The 13,230-nt window shown below is 59.6% G+C and carries 14 protein-coding genes; 7 read left to right on the top strand and 7 right to left on the bottom strand.

All coding sequences use genetic code 11. The features are described 5' to 3' along the window. Positions 1–12 precede the first annotated feature (12 nt). Both ACWR1S_RS06920 and ACWR1S_RS06915 read right to left on the bottom strand, forming a co-directional pair. Positions 13–615, bottom strand: a complete 603-nt coding sequence (locus ACWR1S_RS06920) for a LysE/ArgO family amino acid transporter (protein ID WP_454562933.1) — start codon at positions 613–615, stop codon at positions 13–15. Between the two features lie 5 nt (positions 616–620). Further along, positions 621–1,022, bottom strand: coding sequence for an ACT domain-containing protein (locus ACWR1S_RS06915; protein ID WP_454562932.1), 402 nt, complete (start codon positions 1,020–1,022; stop codon positions 621–623). A 96-nt stretch (positions 1,023–1,118) separates the two neighbouring features. Here ACWR1S_RS06915 and ACWR1S_RS06910 point away from each other — a divergent pair, with 96 nt between their 5' ends. The 4 genes from ACWR1S_RS06910 (at position 1,119) to ACWR1S_RS06895 (ending at position 5,058) form a co-directional block, all read left to right on the top strand. Beyond that, a complete protein-coding gene (locus tag ACWR1S_RS06910) occupies positions 1,119–2,018 on the top strand; it encodes a LysR family transcriptional regulator ArgP (RefSeq protein ID WP_454562931.1) in 900 nt (299 codons plus the stop codon). 97 nt (positions 2,019–2,115) lie between these two features. After that, on the top strand, positions 2,116–3,108 hold the full coding sequence (locus tag ACWR1S_RS06905) for an NAD-dependent epimerase/dehydratase family protein (RefSeq protein ID WP_454562930.1): 993 nt from the start codon (positions 2,116–2,118) through the stop codon (positions 3,106–3,108). A gap of 116 nt (positions 3,109–3,224) precedes the next feature. Next, positions 3,225–4,079, top strand: coding sequence for an ATPase (locus ACWR1S_RS06900; protein WP_454562929.1), 855 nt, complete (start codon positions 3,225–3,227; stop codon positions 4,077–4,079). 130 nt (positions 4,080–4,209) lie between these two features. After that, on the top strand, positions 4,210–5,058 hold the full coding sequence (locus tag ACWR1S_RS06895) for a cache domain-containing protein (protein WP_454562928.1): 849 nt from the start codon (positions 4,210–4,212) through the stop codon (positions 5,056–5,058). Positions 5,059–5,228: 170 nt separating this feature from the next. On the opposite strand, the gene ACWR1S_RS06890 is transcribed toward ACWR1S_RS06895, so the two are convergent. Together ACWR1S_RS06890 and pobA are read right to left on the bottom strand one after the other, a co-directional pair. Beyond that, positions 5,229–6,746 carry an MDR family MFS transporter gene (locus tag ACWR1S_RS06890; RefSeq protein ID WP_454562927.1) on the bottom strand — a complete coding sequence of 506 codons (1,518 nt, stop codon included), beginning with the start codon at positions 6,744–6,746 and terminating at the stop codon, positions 5,229–5,231. Between the two features lie 79 nt (positions 6,747–6,825). Beyond that, positions 6,826–8,010: a 4-hydroxybenzoate 3-monooxygenase gene (gene pobA / locus ACWR1S_RS06885; RefSeq protein WP_454562954.1), complete on the bottom strand. Its 1,185-nt coding sequence runs from the start codon at positions 8,008–8,010 to the stop codon at positions 6,826–6,828. A 186-nt stretch (positions 8,011–8,196) separates the two neighbouring features. Between pobA and ACWR1S_RS06880 the strand changes: the two genes are divergently transcribed. Further along, the gene (locus ACWR1S_RS06880) at positions 8,197–9,081 is read left to right on the top strand and encodes a helix-turn-helix domain-containing protein (RefSeq protein WP_454562926.1); all 885 of its coding nucleotides are present in this window, start codon (positions 8,197–8,199) and stop codon (positions 9,079–9,081) included. A 71-nt stretch (positions 9,082–9,152) separates the two neighbouring features. Here the strand turns inward: ACWR1S_RS06880 and ACWR1S_RS06875 are convergent, their stop codons facing one another. Then, positions 9,153–9,329 carry a hypothetical protein gene (locus tag ACWR1S_RS06875; RefSeq protein WP_008085463.1) on the bottom strand — a complete coding sequence of 59 codons (177 nt, stop codon included), beginning with the start codon at positions 9,327–9,329 and terminating at the stop codon, positions 9,153–9,155. A gap of 130 nt (positions 9,330–9,459) precedes the next feature. After that, entirely contained in the window at positions 9,460–10,365 is a 906-nt protein-coding gene (locus ACWR1S_RS06870; RefSeq protein ID WP_454562925.1) for a LysR family transcriptional regulator, read from the bottom strand. 114 nt (positions 10,366–10,479) lie between these two features. Here ACWR1S_RS06870 and ACWR1S_RS06865 point away from each other — a divergent pair, with 114 nt between their 5' ends. Next, entirely contained in the window at positions 10,480–11,358 is an 879-nt protein-coding gene (locus tag ACWR1S_RS06865) for an MBL fold metallo-hydrolase (RefSeq protein WP_454562924.1), read from the top strand. A 46-nt stretch (positions 11,359–11,404) separates the two neighbouring features. Continuing rightward, entirely contained in the window at positions 11,405–12,019 is a 615-nt protein-coding gene (locus ACWR1S_RS06860) for an NAD(P)-dependent oxidoreductase (RefSeq protein ID WP_454562923.1), read from the top strand. Between the two features lie 211 nt (positions 12,020–12,230). On the opposite strand, the gene ACWR1S_RS06855 is transcribed toward ACWR1S_RS06860, so the two are convergent. Continuing rightward, the gene (locus ACWR1S_RS06855) at positions 12,231–13,112 is read right to left on the bottom strand and encodes a LysR substrate-binding domain-containing protein (protein WP_454562922.1); all 882 of its coding nucleotides are present in this window, start codon (positions 13,110–13,112) and stop codon (positions 12,231–12,233) included. Between the last annotated feature and the right edge of the window lie 118 nt (positions 13,113–13,230).

Raw genomic sequence — 13,230 nt, 5'->3', positions numbered from 1 at the left:
TTTTGGAATAAATCAGCTGGCGAAAATTAATTGCCCAGCCACGGTAAACATCATTAGCGCTACCACTAGATCAAGAATCCGCCAGGTACTCGGCCGGGCCAACCATGGCGCCAGCCATGCCGCGCCTAGCGCAAGCGTGAAAAACCATAACAGCGAAGCACTCGCAGCACCGACCACGTAAGCCCCCGGCACCGATTGTTGCGCGCCAAGAGAGCCGATCAACAACACCGTATCCAGATAAACGTGGGGGTTCAGCAGCGTGACCGCCAAAGCACTGAGCATCACCGCGCGCAGGGAACGCGCGGTCTGGTTTTCGCCTTGATCCATGCTTTGTTTCGAACAGGCCCGACGCAGCGCCTGGCTGCCGTACCAGATCAGAAACGTCGCGCCGCCCCAACGGGCAATCGCCAGCAGCGTCGGGTTCTGCGCCAGAATCGTCGCCAGCCCGAACACGCCGGCGGCGACCAGCAGCGCATCGCAGACCACGCACAGCGCCGCCACCGGCAGGTGATGTTCACGGCGCAGACTCTGCGCCAACACAAACGCATTCTGCGTGCCGATCGCCATGATCAGCCCGAACGCCACCAGCAAGCCGTTCACATAGCTTTGCCACATAAAAATTACTCCGCGTTGGCTGCGAGGTCGCGCAGCACTTGCATGGCGCGTTCGGCGTCGGCCTGACCGACGAACAAATGGTCGTGGTAATAGCCGGCAATCACGTTGCAACTGATCCCGGCATTGCCCAATGCCGCGGCAAACGCGGCGGTGAGGCCCACCGCTTGCAGCGCCGAATGCACGTTGAGGGTGATCCACGCGGCGACATAGTCGAAGCTGAAACCGGCCTGTTCGGCGTGGGAGCGTTCGAGAATCACCGTCAGGCCTTCCTGTTCACGGAAGCTGCCGACAATCTCCAGACCGCTTGGCAGTGCACCGTTGCGCAGGGTGCAGAACACGTATTCGCCGGCGTTGAGTTGCGGGCTCATGCTGCGCAATAAAGTCGAAAGTGAGGTCTCGCCAGCCATGCGTGGGTTCCTTGATAAAGAGTGCTTGCTGGCTATTCTCCGGTCGAAACCTGTATAAGAAAAACCAATAGTGCTGATCGCTCATTAGGAAAACTGATGTTCGACTATAAATTGCTGTCCGCTCTGGCCGCTGTGGTCGAGCAAGCTGGTTTCGAACGGGCCGCGCAGGTGCTCGGCTTGTCGCAATCGGCGATTTCGCAGCGGATCAAACTGCTCGAAGCGCGGGTCGGCCAACCGGTGCTGATTCGCGGCACGCCGCCATCGCCGACCGAGATTGGCCGGCGCCTGCTCAACCATGTGCAGCAAGTCCGGTTGCTGGAGCGCGACTTGCAGACGCTGGTGCCCGCGCTGGACGAAGAGGGCCTGCCGGAACGCCTGCGCATTGCATTGAATGCCGACAGCCTCGCCACCTGGTGGGCCGAAGCGGTTGGCGATTTTTGTGCCGAACAACATTTGTTGCTCGACCTGATCGTCGAAGACCAGACCGTGGGCCTCAAACGCATGCGCGCCGGTGAAGTCGCCGCGTGCCTTTGCGCCAGCGAACGACCGGTGGCCGGTGCGCGCAGTGTGTTGCTCGGCGCGATGCGTTATCGCGCGCTGGCCAGCCCGGCGTTCATCGAGCGGCATTTCCCCGACGGCGTACGTGCCGAACAATTACCGCGCACGCCAGCGTTGGTGTTCGGCCCGGATGATTTTCTCCAGCATCGCTACCTCGCCTCGCTGGGCGTTGATGGCGGTTTCGAGCACCATTTGTGCCCGTCCTCGGAGGGCTTTATTCGCCTGACCGAAGTGGGATTGGGCTGGGGGCTGGTGCCGGAACTGCAAGTGCGCGATCAGTTGCAACGCGGTGAGTTGCGCGAACTGTTGCCAGATAAACCGATCGACGTGCCGTTGTACTGGCATCATTGGCGCAATGGCGGTCAACTGCTGGGCTTGTTGACCGAGCAATTGGTGCGCTCATCGGCGCAATGGCTGGTGCCTTTAAAACAGCCATAAGCGTCAAGCTGCAAGCGGCAAGTCAAGCGCTGCGCACCGTTTTAAACTTGCAGCTGGAAGCTTGACGCTTGAGGCTGCTTTTTTGTTGGAGTTTTGCATGAGAATTCTGGTCACCGGCGCAAGCGGCTTCATTGGCGGACGCTTCGCGCGTTTCGCTTTGGAGCAGGGCCTGGACGTGCGGGTCAACGGTCGCCGGGCCGAAAGCGTCGAGCATCTGGTGCGCCGGGGTGCCGATTTTGTCCCCGGCGATCTGACCGATCCCGATCTCGTACGTGAGTTGTGTTCCGACGTTGAAGCCGTGGTGCATTGCGCCGGCACCGTCGGGCTGTGGGGCCGCTATCAGGACTTCCACCAAGGCAACGTGCAGGTCACCGAAAACGTCGTCGAAGCCTGCCTGAAGCAGCGCGTCCGGCGTTTGGTGCATCTGTCGTCGCCGTCGATTTATTTCGATGGCCGCGATCACTTCAATCTGACCGAAGAGCAAGTGCCCAAGCGCTTCAAACATCACTACGCCGCGACCAAGTATCTGGCCGAGCAAAAGGTTTTCGGTGCCCAGGAATTCGGCCTGGAAACCATCGCCCTGCGCCCGCGCTTCGTTACCGGCGCCGGCGACATGAGCATCTTCCCGCGCCTGCTTAATATGCAGCGCAAGAGCCGCCTGGCGATCATCGGCAATGGCCTGAACAAAGTCGATTTCACCAGCGTGCAGAACCTCAATGAAGCGCTGCTCAGTAGTTTGCTGGCCGCCGGTTCTGCGCTGGGCAAGGCCTACAACATCAGCAATGGCACGCCGGTGCCGTTGTGGGATGTGGTCAATTACGTGATGCGCAAGATGGAAGTGCCGCAGGTCACCAAGTACCGTTCGTATGGTCTGGCCTATAGCGTCGCGGCGCTCAACGAAGGGGCGTGCAAGCTCTGGCCCGGACGTCCGGAGCCAACCCTGTCGCGTCTGGGCATGCAGGTGATGAAAAAAAGTTTCACCCTCGACATCAGCCGCGCCCGGCATTATCTGGACTACGATCCGAAAGTCAGCCTGTGGTCGGCGCTGGATGAGTTCTGCGCGTGGTGGAAAGCTCAGGACATCCGTTGAAACGATTCGGCCGGGCGGCACTGAACCGTGTAGCCGCTTGGGGGTCAATCCCTGCGGCTGCGGCGGTTATACTTCGCAGCATTTAGCCATCACCGCGTTTCCCAAAGGTTGCCTCAATGTCCATGCGTAATGATGCCCACGACGATTTCGATGATGTCCCGAGCCTGCGTGCCGACACCTTCGACGACGATGACATTCCGACCACCGCCCGCACCTCCGTACACTCGCGCACGCCGCCCGTGGTCAAGGTCAAGACGGCCAGTACCGGGCCGTTGTGGGCCTTGGTCGGCGCACTGTTCTTTGCCTTCGTCGGCCTCGCCTGGTGGAGTTTTCAGCAGATCTCGCTGATGGAGCAGCAACTGGTCGCGACCCAGGAAAGCTTCGCGCGGATCAGCGAAGAAGCGGCCGGACGCCTGCAGGACATTTCCGGCAAGGTCGTCGCCAGTCAGTCCAACGTTACCAGCGACAGCGAAGCGCTGAAGCTGCAGATCAAACAGCTCGAAGGCAAACTGCTCGACCAGAGCAAACAGCAGCAAGGCGTAGCGGGGCAGGCCAGTGATCTGGACAAGCGCCTGGCGCAGATGACCGCGCAGACCACCGAACAACAGAACGCCAATACCCAGTTGCAAGCGCAGGTCAAAGCCTTGAGTGCAGAACTGGCGACGGTGAAAAGCACACCGGCTGACACCAGCAAGGTCGACACGCAGTTGAAGGCCTTTGACGCTCAGTTCAAAAGCCTCGGTGCCGATATCGCTGCATTGAAGAAGCAGGGCAACCCGAGCGCGGCGATCGATCGCCTCGAACAGGAAATCGTCGTGCTCAAAAGCGAACAGGACAACCGCCCGGCAGCCGCGCAGGGTGGCGGCAATACCGCCGAGTTCGACGCCTTCCGTGGGCAGATGACCCGCAATATCAATACGCTGCAGGCGCAGATCCAGAATTTGCAGCAACAGATCAACGCCCGCCCGTAAGGCCTTAACAACGCTGGTGAGGTTTTCTTCACCAGCGGCTTCGCGACACGTTCAGAAACCCTCTGAATATCCATACATCACCCCAAGCCGTCTACGCTCTTGAAACACCAACAAGAACGAGGGATGCGCTATGGGGTTTTTGCATAAAGTGGCCTGGTTCGGCGTGATGTTACTGGCCGGTTTTGGCCAGGCCAGCGCCGCTACTGCCGCCAAGGATGACAGTCAGGCCGCCATCGCTTTGCTGGAAAAAGCCCTGGCCTATTACCACGACAATGGCGACAAGGCGTTTGCCGCGTTCAGCCGTCAGGGCGAGTTCGTCGACAAGGATCGCTATGTATTTGTGGTCGACACCAAGGGCGTGATGCTCGCCAGTGGCGGGCCTTCCTCGGCTTTGATCGGCCGTGACGTCAGTGAAGTGCTCGGCCCGGATTTGCAGAAAACCTTCAAGGACGCGTTGAAAGTGCCGGAAGGCAATGGCATCCAGCAGGCAGAGTATCGTTGGCAGAACTGGTCCGACGGCAAGGTCGAGCGCAAGCATGTGTTTTATCAACGCATCGGCCAGCGAATTCTGGCGGTCGGTTATTACTTGCCGCGAGCCTCGGCGGAGCAGGCCAAGGCATTGCTCGACAAAGCGGCGACTGATTTGGGAAAAGACGAGAAAGGCACGTTGACAGCAATCAACTCGCTCAAGGGTGGTTATTTGCAGGATGACCTGTACGTGTTCGTGGTCGATCTGAACACCCAGCGTTACGTTGCCCACGGTACGAATCTGCGCTTGATCAACACCGACTTCGGCAAGGTCAAGGATCCCGAAGGCAAACCGGTGGGCGAGCCGATTCTGGCGCTGATCGGCAAGCAGGATGAAGGTGAGTACGAATATCGCTGGAAAAACCCGGTGACCGGCAAGGTCGAGGACAAGCATGCCTACCTGAAGAAGGCCGGGCATTTCCTCGTCGCCGTGGGTTACTACAGCCCTTGAAGGATGATCGTTCCCACGCTCCGCGTGGGAATGCAGCCCGGGACGCTCTGCGTCCCATCCAAAGCCGAACGCAGAGCGTCCGTTGAGGCATTCCCACGCAGAGCGTGGGAACGATCAACACACCGCTTTCGCGAGCAGGCTCGCTCCCACAGGGGGTGGTGGTGTTGCGGTTATTTGGCGCCATGCTCGCGTCCGCGCAGCAGGTTGTTCGGCATCGCAATCGCTGCCGCCAACCCGAGCAACGACACCGCCGCACTTACCCACAGCAAATGCCGAAACGTCACCAGCAATTCCGCACGCAAGGCGTTCTGCGCATCCCCCGGTGCGGCGTTCAAACCATCGAGCAGGACATTGCCCGAATGGCCCTCGCTCATCAGTGAGCTGCTCGCCAGATGGGCGAAACTGGAATCCTGCAACAACGCCAACAACAGCGCCGACATCAACGCCACACCCACCGCGCCGCCGAGGGAACGAAACAGGTTGGTGGTACTGGTGGCCACACCGATGTCGCGTTGCTCCACCGAATTTTGTGTACCGACCAGCGAAGTCGGGAACTGCATGCCGCTGGAAATACCGCAGAGCAACATGAACAGACCACTGACCAGTGTCGCCTCGGGCGGGCTGAACGCCATGCCGAGAATCGCGATGGGCATCAGCAGAGCGCCGGTTAGAATCTGCGGCTTGTAACGCCCGGTGATCGATGTGCGCCGGCCGGCGAAAAATGCACCAATCGGCAACCCCATCGCCAATGGCAACAAGTGCAAAGCGGCGCTGTCGGCCCCGGCGCCGGTGACGCTTTGAAAGCGCAGCGGCATCAGCACGATCAGCGAGATCGCCTGGAAACTGGTGAAGAAAATCGTGCACCAGCACAGCAGGGCGTTGCGATTGGCGAACAGGTGCATCGGCAGCAACGGCTCCCGCGCGCGGCGTTCGTGCCAGACAAACACTGCCAGCACCACCACCGCACAAGCGAACAAGCCAAGCACTTCAGCGCTTCGCCATAAATGACCCTGACCGACCTGGGTGATGCCCAGCAGCAGGGCGGTCAGGCCGATGATCATCAGCAAGGTGCCAAGGTAATCGATGATCGGTTTGCGCTGCGGAATCGGCAGCCCGCGCAAGTTGCGCCGCGCCACCCAATAGGCACCGAGGCCCAGCGGCAGATTGATCAGAAACACCCAGCGCCAGGACAGGTACTCGGTCATATAACCGCCCAAAACGGGACCTGCGACACTGGCCACCGCGTACATGCTGCTGAAGTAACCCTGATAGCGCCCGCGCTCACGCGGCGGCACGATGTCGCCGATGATCGCCTGGCTCACCGAAATCATCCCGCCGGCGCCGATGCCCTGAAGGATCCGCGCCAGCACCAGTTGTTCCATGCTCTGCGCCATGCCGCAAAACAGCGAGGCCAGGGTGAACAGGCCCATGCCGAACAGCATCAGTTTGCGCCGCCCGTACAAGTCGCCGAGCTTGCCGTAGATCGGCACCGCCACGGTCATCGCCACCATGTACCCGGAAATCACCCAGGCCAGCAGGCTGACGTCCTTGAACTGCGCAGAGATGGCCGGCATCGACACGGCGACGATGGTCTGGTCGAGCGCGCCGAGAAAGATCGCCATCATCAGCGCAACCAGCACGCTGCGAATGGCCGGTTTGGGCGTTTCGGGGTGATTGAGATTGGTCACGGGCAAAACCTGCGGGCAGTGAGAGTCCCGCAGATCGTCAGGCGAGCGGGGATGCTCGCCAGTGTAAGTCGATAGGAAGCTATTCGATAGCCTCGTACGGAAGTCCGACGTAATTTTCTGCAATGGTTTTTCGCCCCGCTTCTGAACTGACAAAGTAGTCGAGTTCCGAGGCGCTGATGCGCTGGCTGAAGTCATCATGATCGTCGAAGCGGTGCAGCATCGATGTCATCCACCAGGAGAAGCGCTCGGCCTTCCACACTCGGCGCAGACAGATTTCCGAGTACTTCTCCAGCAGCTCGGTGCGTCCGTCGCGGTAAACCTTCAGCAGAATATTGAACAGCGTGCTGACGTCACTGGCTGCCAGGTTCAAACCCTTGGCGCCGGTCGGCGGGACGATATGCGCGGCGTCGCCGACCAGAAACATCCGTCCGTATTGCATGGGCTCGACGACGAAACTGCGCAGCGGCGCGATGCTTTTTTCAATCGACGGGCCGGTGACCAGTTTCTCGGCAAGCTCTACCGGCAGGCGATTTTTCAACTCATCCCAAAAGCGCTGGTCGCTCCAGTCATCGACGTTTTCATCCGCCGGGACTTGCAAGTAATAGCGGGTGCGGGTGGCCGAACGCATGCTGCACAGGGCAAAGCCGCGTTCATGGCGGGCGTAGACCAACTCGTCATGCACCGGCGGGGTGTCGGCCAGAATCCCGAGCCAGCCAAACGGATAAACCCGCTCGAACACTTTCAGACAATCGGCCGGAATCGCCTGTCGAGCCACACCGTGGAAACCGTCGCAACCGGCGATGTAATCGCAATCGACGCGAAAGATTTCGCCGTCCTTTTCAAAGGTGACAAATGCCTCGTCGCTTTTCATGCCGTGAGGAACGACATGGCTTGCCTGATAAATCGTCTGGGCCCCAGCCTCCCGACGAGCGGCCATCAGGTCGCGGGTGACTTCGGTCTGGCCGTAGATCATGACGGTCTTGCCGCCGGTCAACGCGTGCAGATCAATGTGCACCTGACGCCCGTCCAGGGCCAGATCGAAACCGCCATGCACCAACCCTTCGGCGTCCATGCGCTGACTCACGCCAGCCTGACGCAACAGCTCTACCATGCCTTGTTCAAGCACACCGGCGCGGATGCGGCCGAGGACATAATCGGGTGTCTGACGTTCGAGGATAAGGGTATCGATGCCAGCGTTGTGCAATAACTGGCCGAGGAGCAATCCGGACGGACCGGCGCCGATGATGGCGACTTGGGTTTTCAGCGTTTTCATTGTTTTTATGACTCGCAAGCTTCACGCGGCGAAGACCGGTGAATGATTTTTATGGATCGAGTGCTTGCATTTTTCCCTTGCGGGTCTGTCAATTGAAGGTGAAAACTGAGCCGATACCTGTACATTCTGCCAATCGGTGCGATTATCGCCCACAACCCCGAGGCCTGGATTGAAGTGATGAACAAGCCTGAGCTGCCTTCGATTCCAGTGTTCAAGCTCTACGGTGAAAGCCTGGACTGGCCGACCCCTGACTTGCTGCACTGTGAAACCATTTCCTCCCGCAGTCGCGAACATGAATGGGAAATCAAACCCCATCGCCATGCTGATTTGTGCCAGTTACTCTTCGTCTTCAAAGGTCAGGCAGAGCTTGAGATCGAAGGGCAGCGCACGCAACTCCAAACCCCGGCCATTCAGGTGCTGCCACCGTTATCGGTGCACGGCTTTCGTTTTTCCGAAGACGTTGAAGGGTTCATCGTTACCCTTGCCACACCACTGATCACTCACCTGCAGGCGCAGTTGGGTGAGGCGGTGCATGCCTTGGCCCAGGCGGAACACTACCCGGCCGGCACGGACGGTGATTACCTCAACAGCCTGTTTTCGGCGTTGCAAGCCGAGTACAACGGCCATCAACCGGCGCGGGAAATGCTCATGCATTCGCTGGTCAGCGTGATCATGGTCTGGGTCAGTCGTCAGGCGATCGTGCGGCACAAAGCCAGCCAGCGGCCGCAGCGTCAGCGCGAATACCTCAATGGTTTCATTCAATTGGTCGAGGAGACTTATCGTCAGCACGTGAAGGTCGAGGACCTGGCCCATCGCCTAGGAATTTCGGTGTCGCACCTCAACGGCACCTGCCGTGAGCTGGCGGGGCAGCCGGCGTTGCAGATCATGCATGAACGCCAGTTACTGGAAGCCAAGCGCTTGCTGACGTACACCAGCATGACGATTTATGAGATGTCGGAGTTGTTGGGGTTTTCCGATCCGACCAACTTCACGCGCCTGTTCCGGCGCCGGGTGGGGATATCACCAAAGGCTTTCCGCGACAGCCTCAAGGCCGAGCAGTAATCACTGACACCACAAACCTTTGTGGGAGCGAGCAGGCTCGCTCCCACAGGATTACATTCCAGGCAGCTAAATCAGCGCAATGCATTCAGCGTCGCATTGTGCGGAATGCACCGCTCAAAGTTGCAGCTCGCATACTCGCGCGGCAGCTGTCGCAGCTGTTCGACCCGCCAGGCCGCGGTGCCGTACAGCGCCAGGGTGGCGGCGCAGGTAATGAAAATCGCGAAGTACCTTCTTGTTTTGATGTTCATGGCGTTGACCTCTGAACGACATACCCTGCGGTATTACTTTCAGCATAGAACAAGATCAAAAGATCGCAGCCTTCGGCAGCTCCTACATGGATCGGTGTAGGAGCTGCCGAAGGCTGCGATCTTTTGATTTTTAGAATCCAGTATCCCACTCGGGGTTTTCGGGAAATCTGAGCACCAGAAAATCCAGCATGCTGCGCAGCGCCGCCGGCATGTGTTTGCGCGAGGCGTACACCGCATAGATGCTCATCTGTCGCGGCTCGGCATGGGGCAGCAGGCGGACCAGTTCGCCGCTGTGGATATGCACCCCGGCCTGATACGTCGGCAGCATCGCCACCCCCGCGCCGGCCAGTGTTGCGCGCAATAATGTGCTGGCCTCGTTGGCGCTGATGTTGCCCTGCACCGGCACCGAAACCGGTTCGCCATCCTCCTCGAAATGCCACAGGCTTTTGCCGAAATACGAGTGCGTCAGGCAGTTGTGTCGACTCAACTCGTCGACCCGTAACGGCGCCGGATGCTCCTTTAGATAAGCCGGCGCGGCACACACCACCGAACGACAAACGGTCAGGCGCCGGGCGATCAGGTTGGGGTCGAGATCGTTGCTGGTGCGAATCGCCAGATCAATACGCTCATCCACCAGGTTCACCGTGCGATCGAGCATTTGCATGTCGATGCTGACACCGGGATAACGTTTGACGTAAGCGGCCATTGCATCGGCCAGTTGCGCCTGGCCGAACGAGGTGCTGACGCTGATCCGCAGCAGCCCGCGCGGGGCGTCGTGGGGTTCGCTGACGGCGGCCTGCATGTCCGTCGACAGTTCGATCATCTGTCGGCAACGCGGCAGGATTTCACTGCCGGCGGCGGTCAGGCTCAATTTGCGCGTGGTGCGGTGCATCAGGCGGGCGCCAACCCAATCTTCCAGCTCCGCCAAATAACGTGAAACCACCGGCCGCGAAAGGTCCAGATGATCGGCCGCTGCCGACTGACTGCCCAGATCCACCACGGTGACAAACACCCGCATTGCTTGGAGACGATCCATGATTTGCCCGCTTTCAGAAACAAACTATGTTCAAGCATCGCATTTTTTGTACCGAGTCAGGCAACTAAGCTCTGTCCCATCGCCAAACACGGCATTCGGACACCGGAGCAACAGATGATCGGCTTCACCACACTCAAACGCGTTTTGCTCGCCACCGCATCCCTGGGTTTTGCCGCGCATGCAACGGCAGCCAACCTGACCCTCGATGTCTACAACCCGGGGACAAACGCGATTTTCCCGGTGACCTCGGTGCTGGTCAGCGGCGAGAAAGACGCGATCCTCGTCGATGCGCAATTCGGCAAGTCTCAGGCTGAACACGTCGTGGAAAAGATCCGCGCCAGCGGCAAACATCTGACCACTATCTACATCAGCCATGGTGACCCGGATTACTACTTCGGCCTCGATACCCTGACCCAGGCCTTCCCTGACGCCAAGGTGCTGGCTTCGCAACCGACCGTTGATCACATCAACAAAACCGTCGCCGGCAAACTGGCTTTCTGGGGCCCGAAAATGGGCGCTGACGTTCCGGTGAAAACCATCGTGCCGGGCGTACTCAAGGGCGACAGCCTGGTGCTCGAAGGGCAGAAATTGCAGGTGGTCGGCCTTGACGGCAAACAGCCGGATCGCAGTTTCGTGTGGATCCCGTCGCTCAAAGCCGTGGTCGGTGGCGTGGTCGTCGCCGAGAACATTCACGTCTGGATGGCCGACACCCAGACCGCGCAATCCCATGCCGACTGGCTGGAAACGTTGCACTCGATTGAAACCCTGAAACCGAACACCGTGGTGCCGGGTCACTACTTGGGTGACAGCAGCCGTTCGCTGGCCAGCGTGAAATTCACCGCCGACTACATTAAAGCTTTCGACGCGGAAACCGCCAAGGCCAAAGACTCCACCGCACTGATCGCCGCGATGAAAAAGCGTTACCCAAAACTGGGCGAAGAAAGTTCGCTGGAGCTGAGCGCGAAAGTCGCCAAGGGCGAAATGCAGTGGTAAGCCGATTCTGAAAAACGCAGCACTCTCAAGCCAACTGGAGAATGTCATGAGCAAGATCGCAATCATTGGTGCCACCGGCCGCGCCGGTAGCCAACTGCTGGAAGAAGCCCTGCGTCGCGGCCATAGCGTTACCGCTATCGCCCGCGACACCTCGAAGATCGGCGCCCGTGCCGGTGTGGTCAGCAAGAATGTCGATGTGCTGGATGCCACAGCGTTGCAAGACGCGGTGGCCGGTCACGATGTGGTGATCACCGCTGCGCATTTCGCCACCGTCCCGGCGGCGGCGATTGTCGGGCCGGTGAAGCAGGCGGGCGTCAAGCGTTTGCTGGTGGTGGGCGGTGCCGGTTCGCTGTTGCTGCCGGACGATACGCGAGTGATCGACAGTGCGGGTTTCCCGGCGGAGTACAAAGCTGAAGCCAGTGCCGGTGCGGCGTTTCTCGAGGCGTTGCGTCAGGAGCAGGATCTGGACTGGACCTTTCTGTCGCCGTCGGCGGAATTCGTTGAAGGTAAGCGCACGGGGAGTTTCCGTGTCGGCGAGGATCACTTGCTGGTGAGTGCCGAGGGGCGTAGCTGGATTACTTTTGCTGATTACGCGATTGCGCTGATCGACGAAGTGGAAACGCCGAAGCATTCTCGTCAGCGGTTTACTGTCGGGTATTGATATACAGCTTTACCCTCACCCCAGCCCTCTCCCGAGGGAGAGGGAGCCGACCGAGGTGTCTGGCGCTGTACATCGACCTGAAAAATCCAGTCGATTATGGATTCAAAGCCAATCGTTCAGGTCGCTGAACCTCTTCAATATCCCCCGGTCAGTCCCCTCTCCCTCTGGGCGGTCCGACGTTTCGGGAGGGTTAGGGTGAGGGAAAAAAGCCTCACCGCAAATGCGCCTGCTCCACCAGCCAGATCATCAGTTCTTCCAACTGCGACGAAGGCTCGGTTCCCGCAGGCAAAACCACGTAATACGCCAGCCCCGTCTTCACCTTCAACGCAAACGGCATCACCAGCCGCCCCGCGCGCAGGTCATCGCCGATCAACGACCAATCACCAATCGCCACCCCCGTCCCGTGAGACGCCATCGACATCGCCTGATCCAGCGTCTCGAAATGCTGGCCCATGTTCACATTGTTCAATTGCAGCTCGGCTGCCGTCAGCCACACCGTCCAGTCGTGGATATCGCGGGTCGGATGCAACAACAGATGCTGTTGCAGATCCGCCGGGTCAGACAGTGCCGGTGGGCCTTTCAACAGGGCCGGTGAGCAGACCGGGGTCAGTTGTTCATCGAACAGATGCAGCGCAGTCGAGGAGTTGTCCGGTGGCGTTCCATAGATCACCGCCGCATCGAACTGCTCGCGCTGAAAATCCACGCCATGGGCCAGAGTGGTGGTCAGTTTGACCGGCACATCCGGGCGCTCCTTTTGCCATTGCAGCAGACGCGGCACCAGCCAGCGCATCACGCAACTGGGTGCCTTGAGTTGCAGGGTTTCGCGCTTGAGGCCGATCTGCTCGGTCGCCTCGCTGATCAGGCCGAAGACCTTCTCCACTCGCGGCAACCACTCACGCCCTTCGGCCGTCAGCTCCAGACCACGGGCCAGGCGGATGAACAATTCATACCCCAGATGATCCTCCAGCCCGGCGATCTGCCGGCTCACCGCGCCTTGGGTGATGTGCAACTGCTCGGCGGCGCGGGTGAAGTTGCAGCACTGCGCGGTGATCAGAAACGTATGCAGCGCGGGCAGGGGAGGCAGTCGTTTCATGGGGATCCAAGGTATGACGTGAGGACATGGCTAGTATGACTTTTAATCGATTGTTGCCGCTACCTGCCGACCGTTCAATGAGCCCATTCCATGGCCTGCAAAAGGCCTTGTGTCTCAA

Source organism: Pseudomonas sp. AIG (assembly GCF_977020205.1).
The sequence above is the reverse complement of the archived record's forward strand: the minus strand, read 5'-3'. Positions and strand labels throughout refer to the sequence as shown.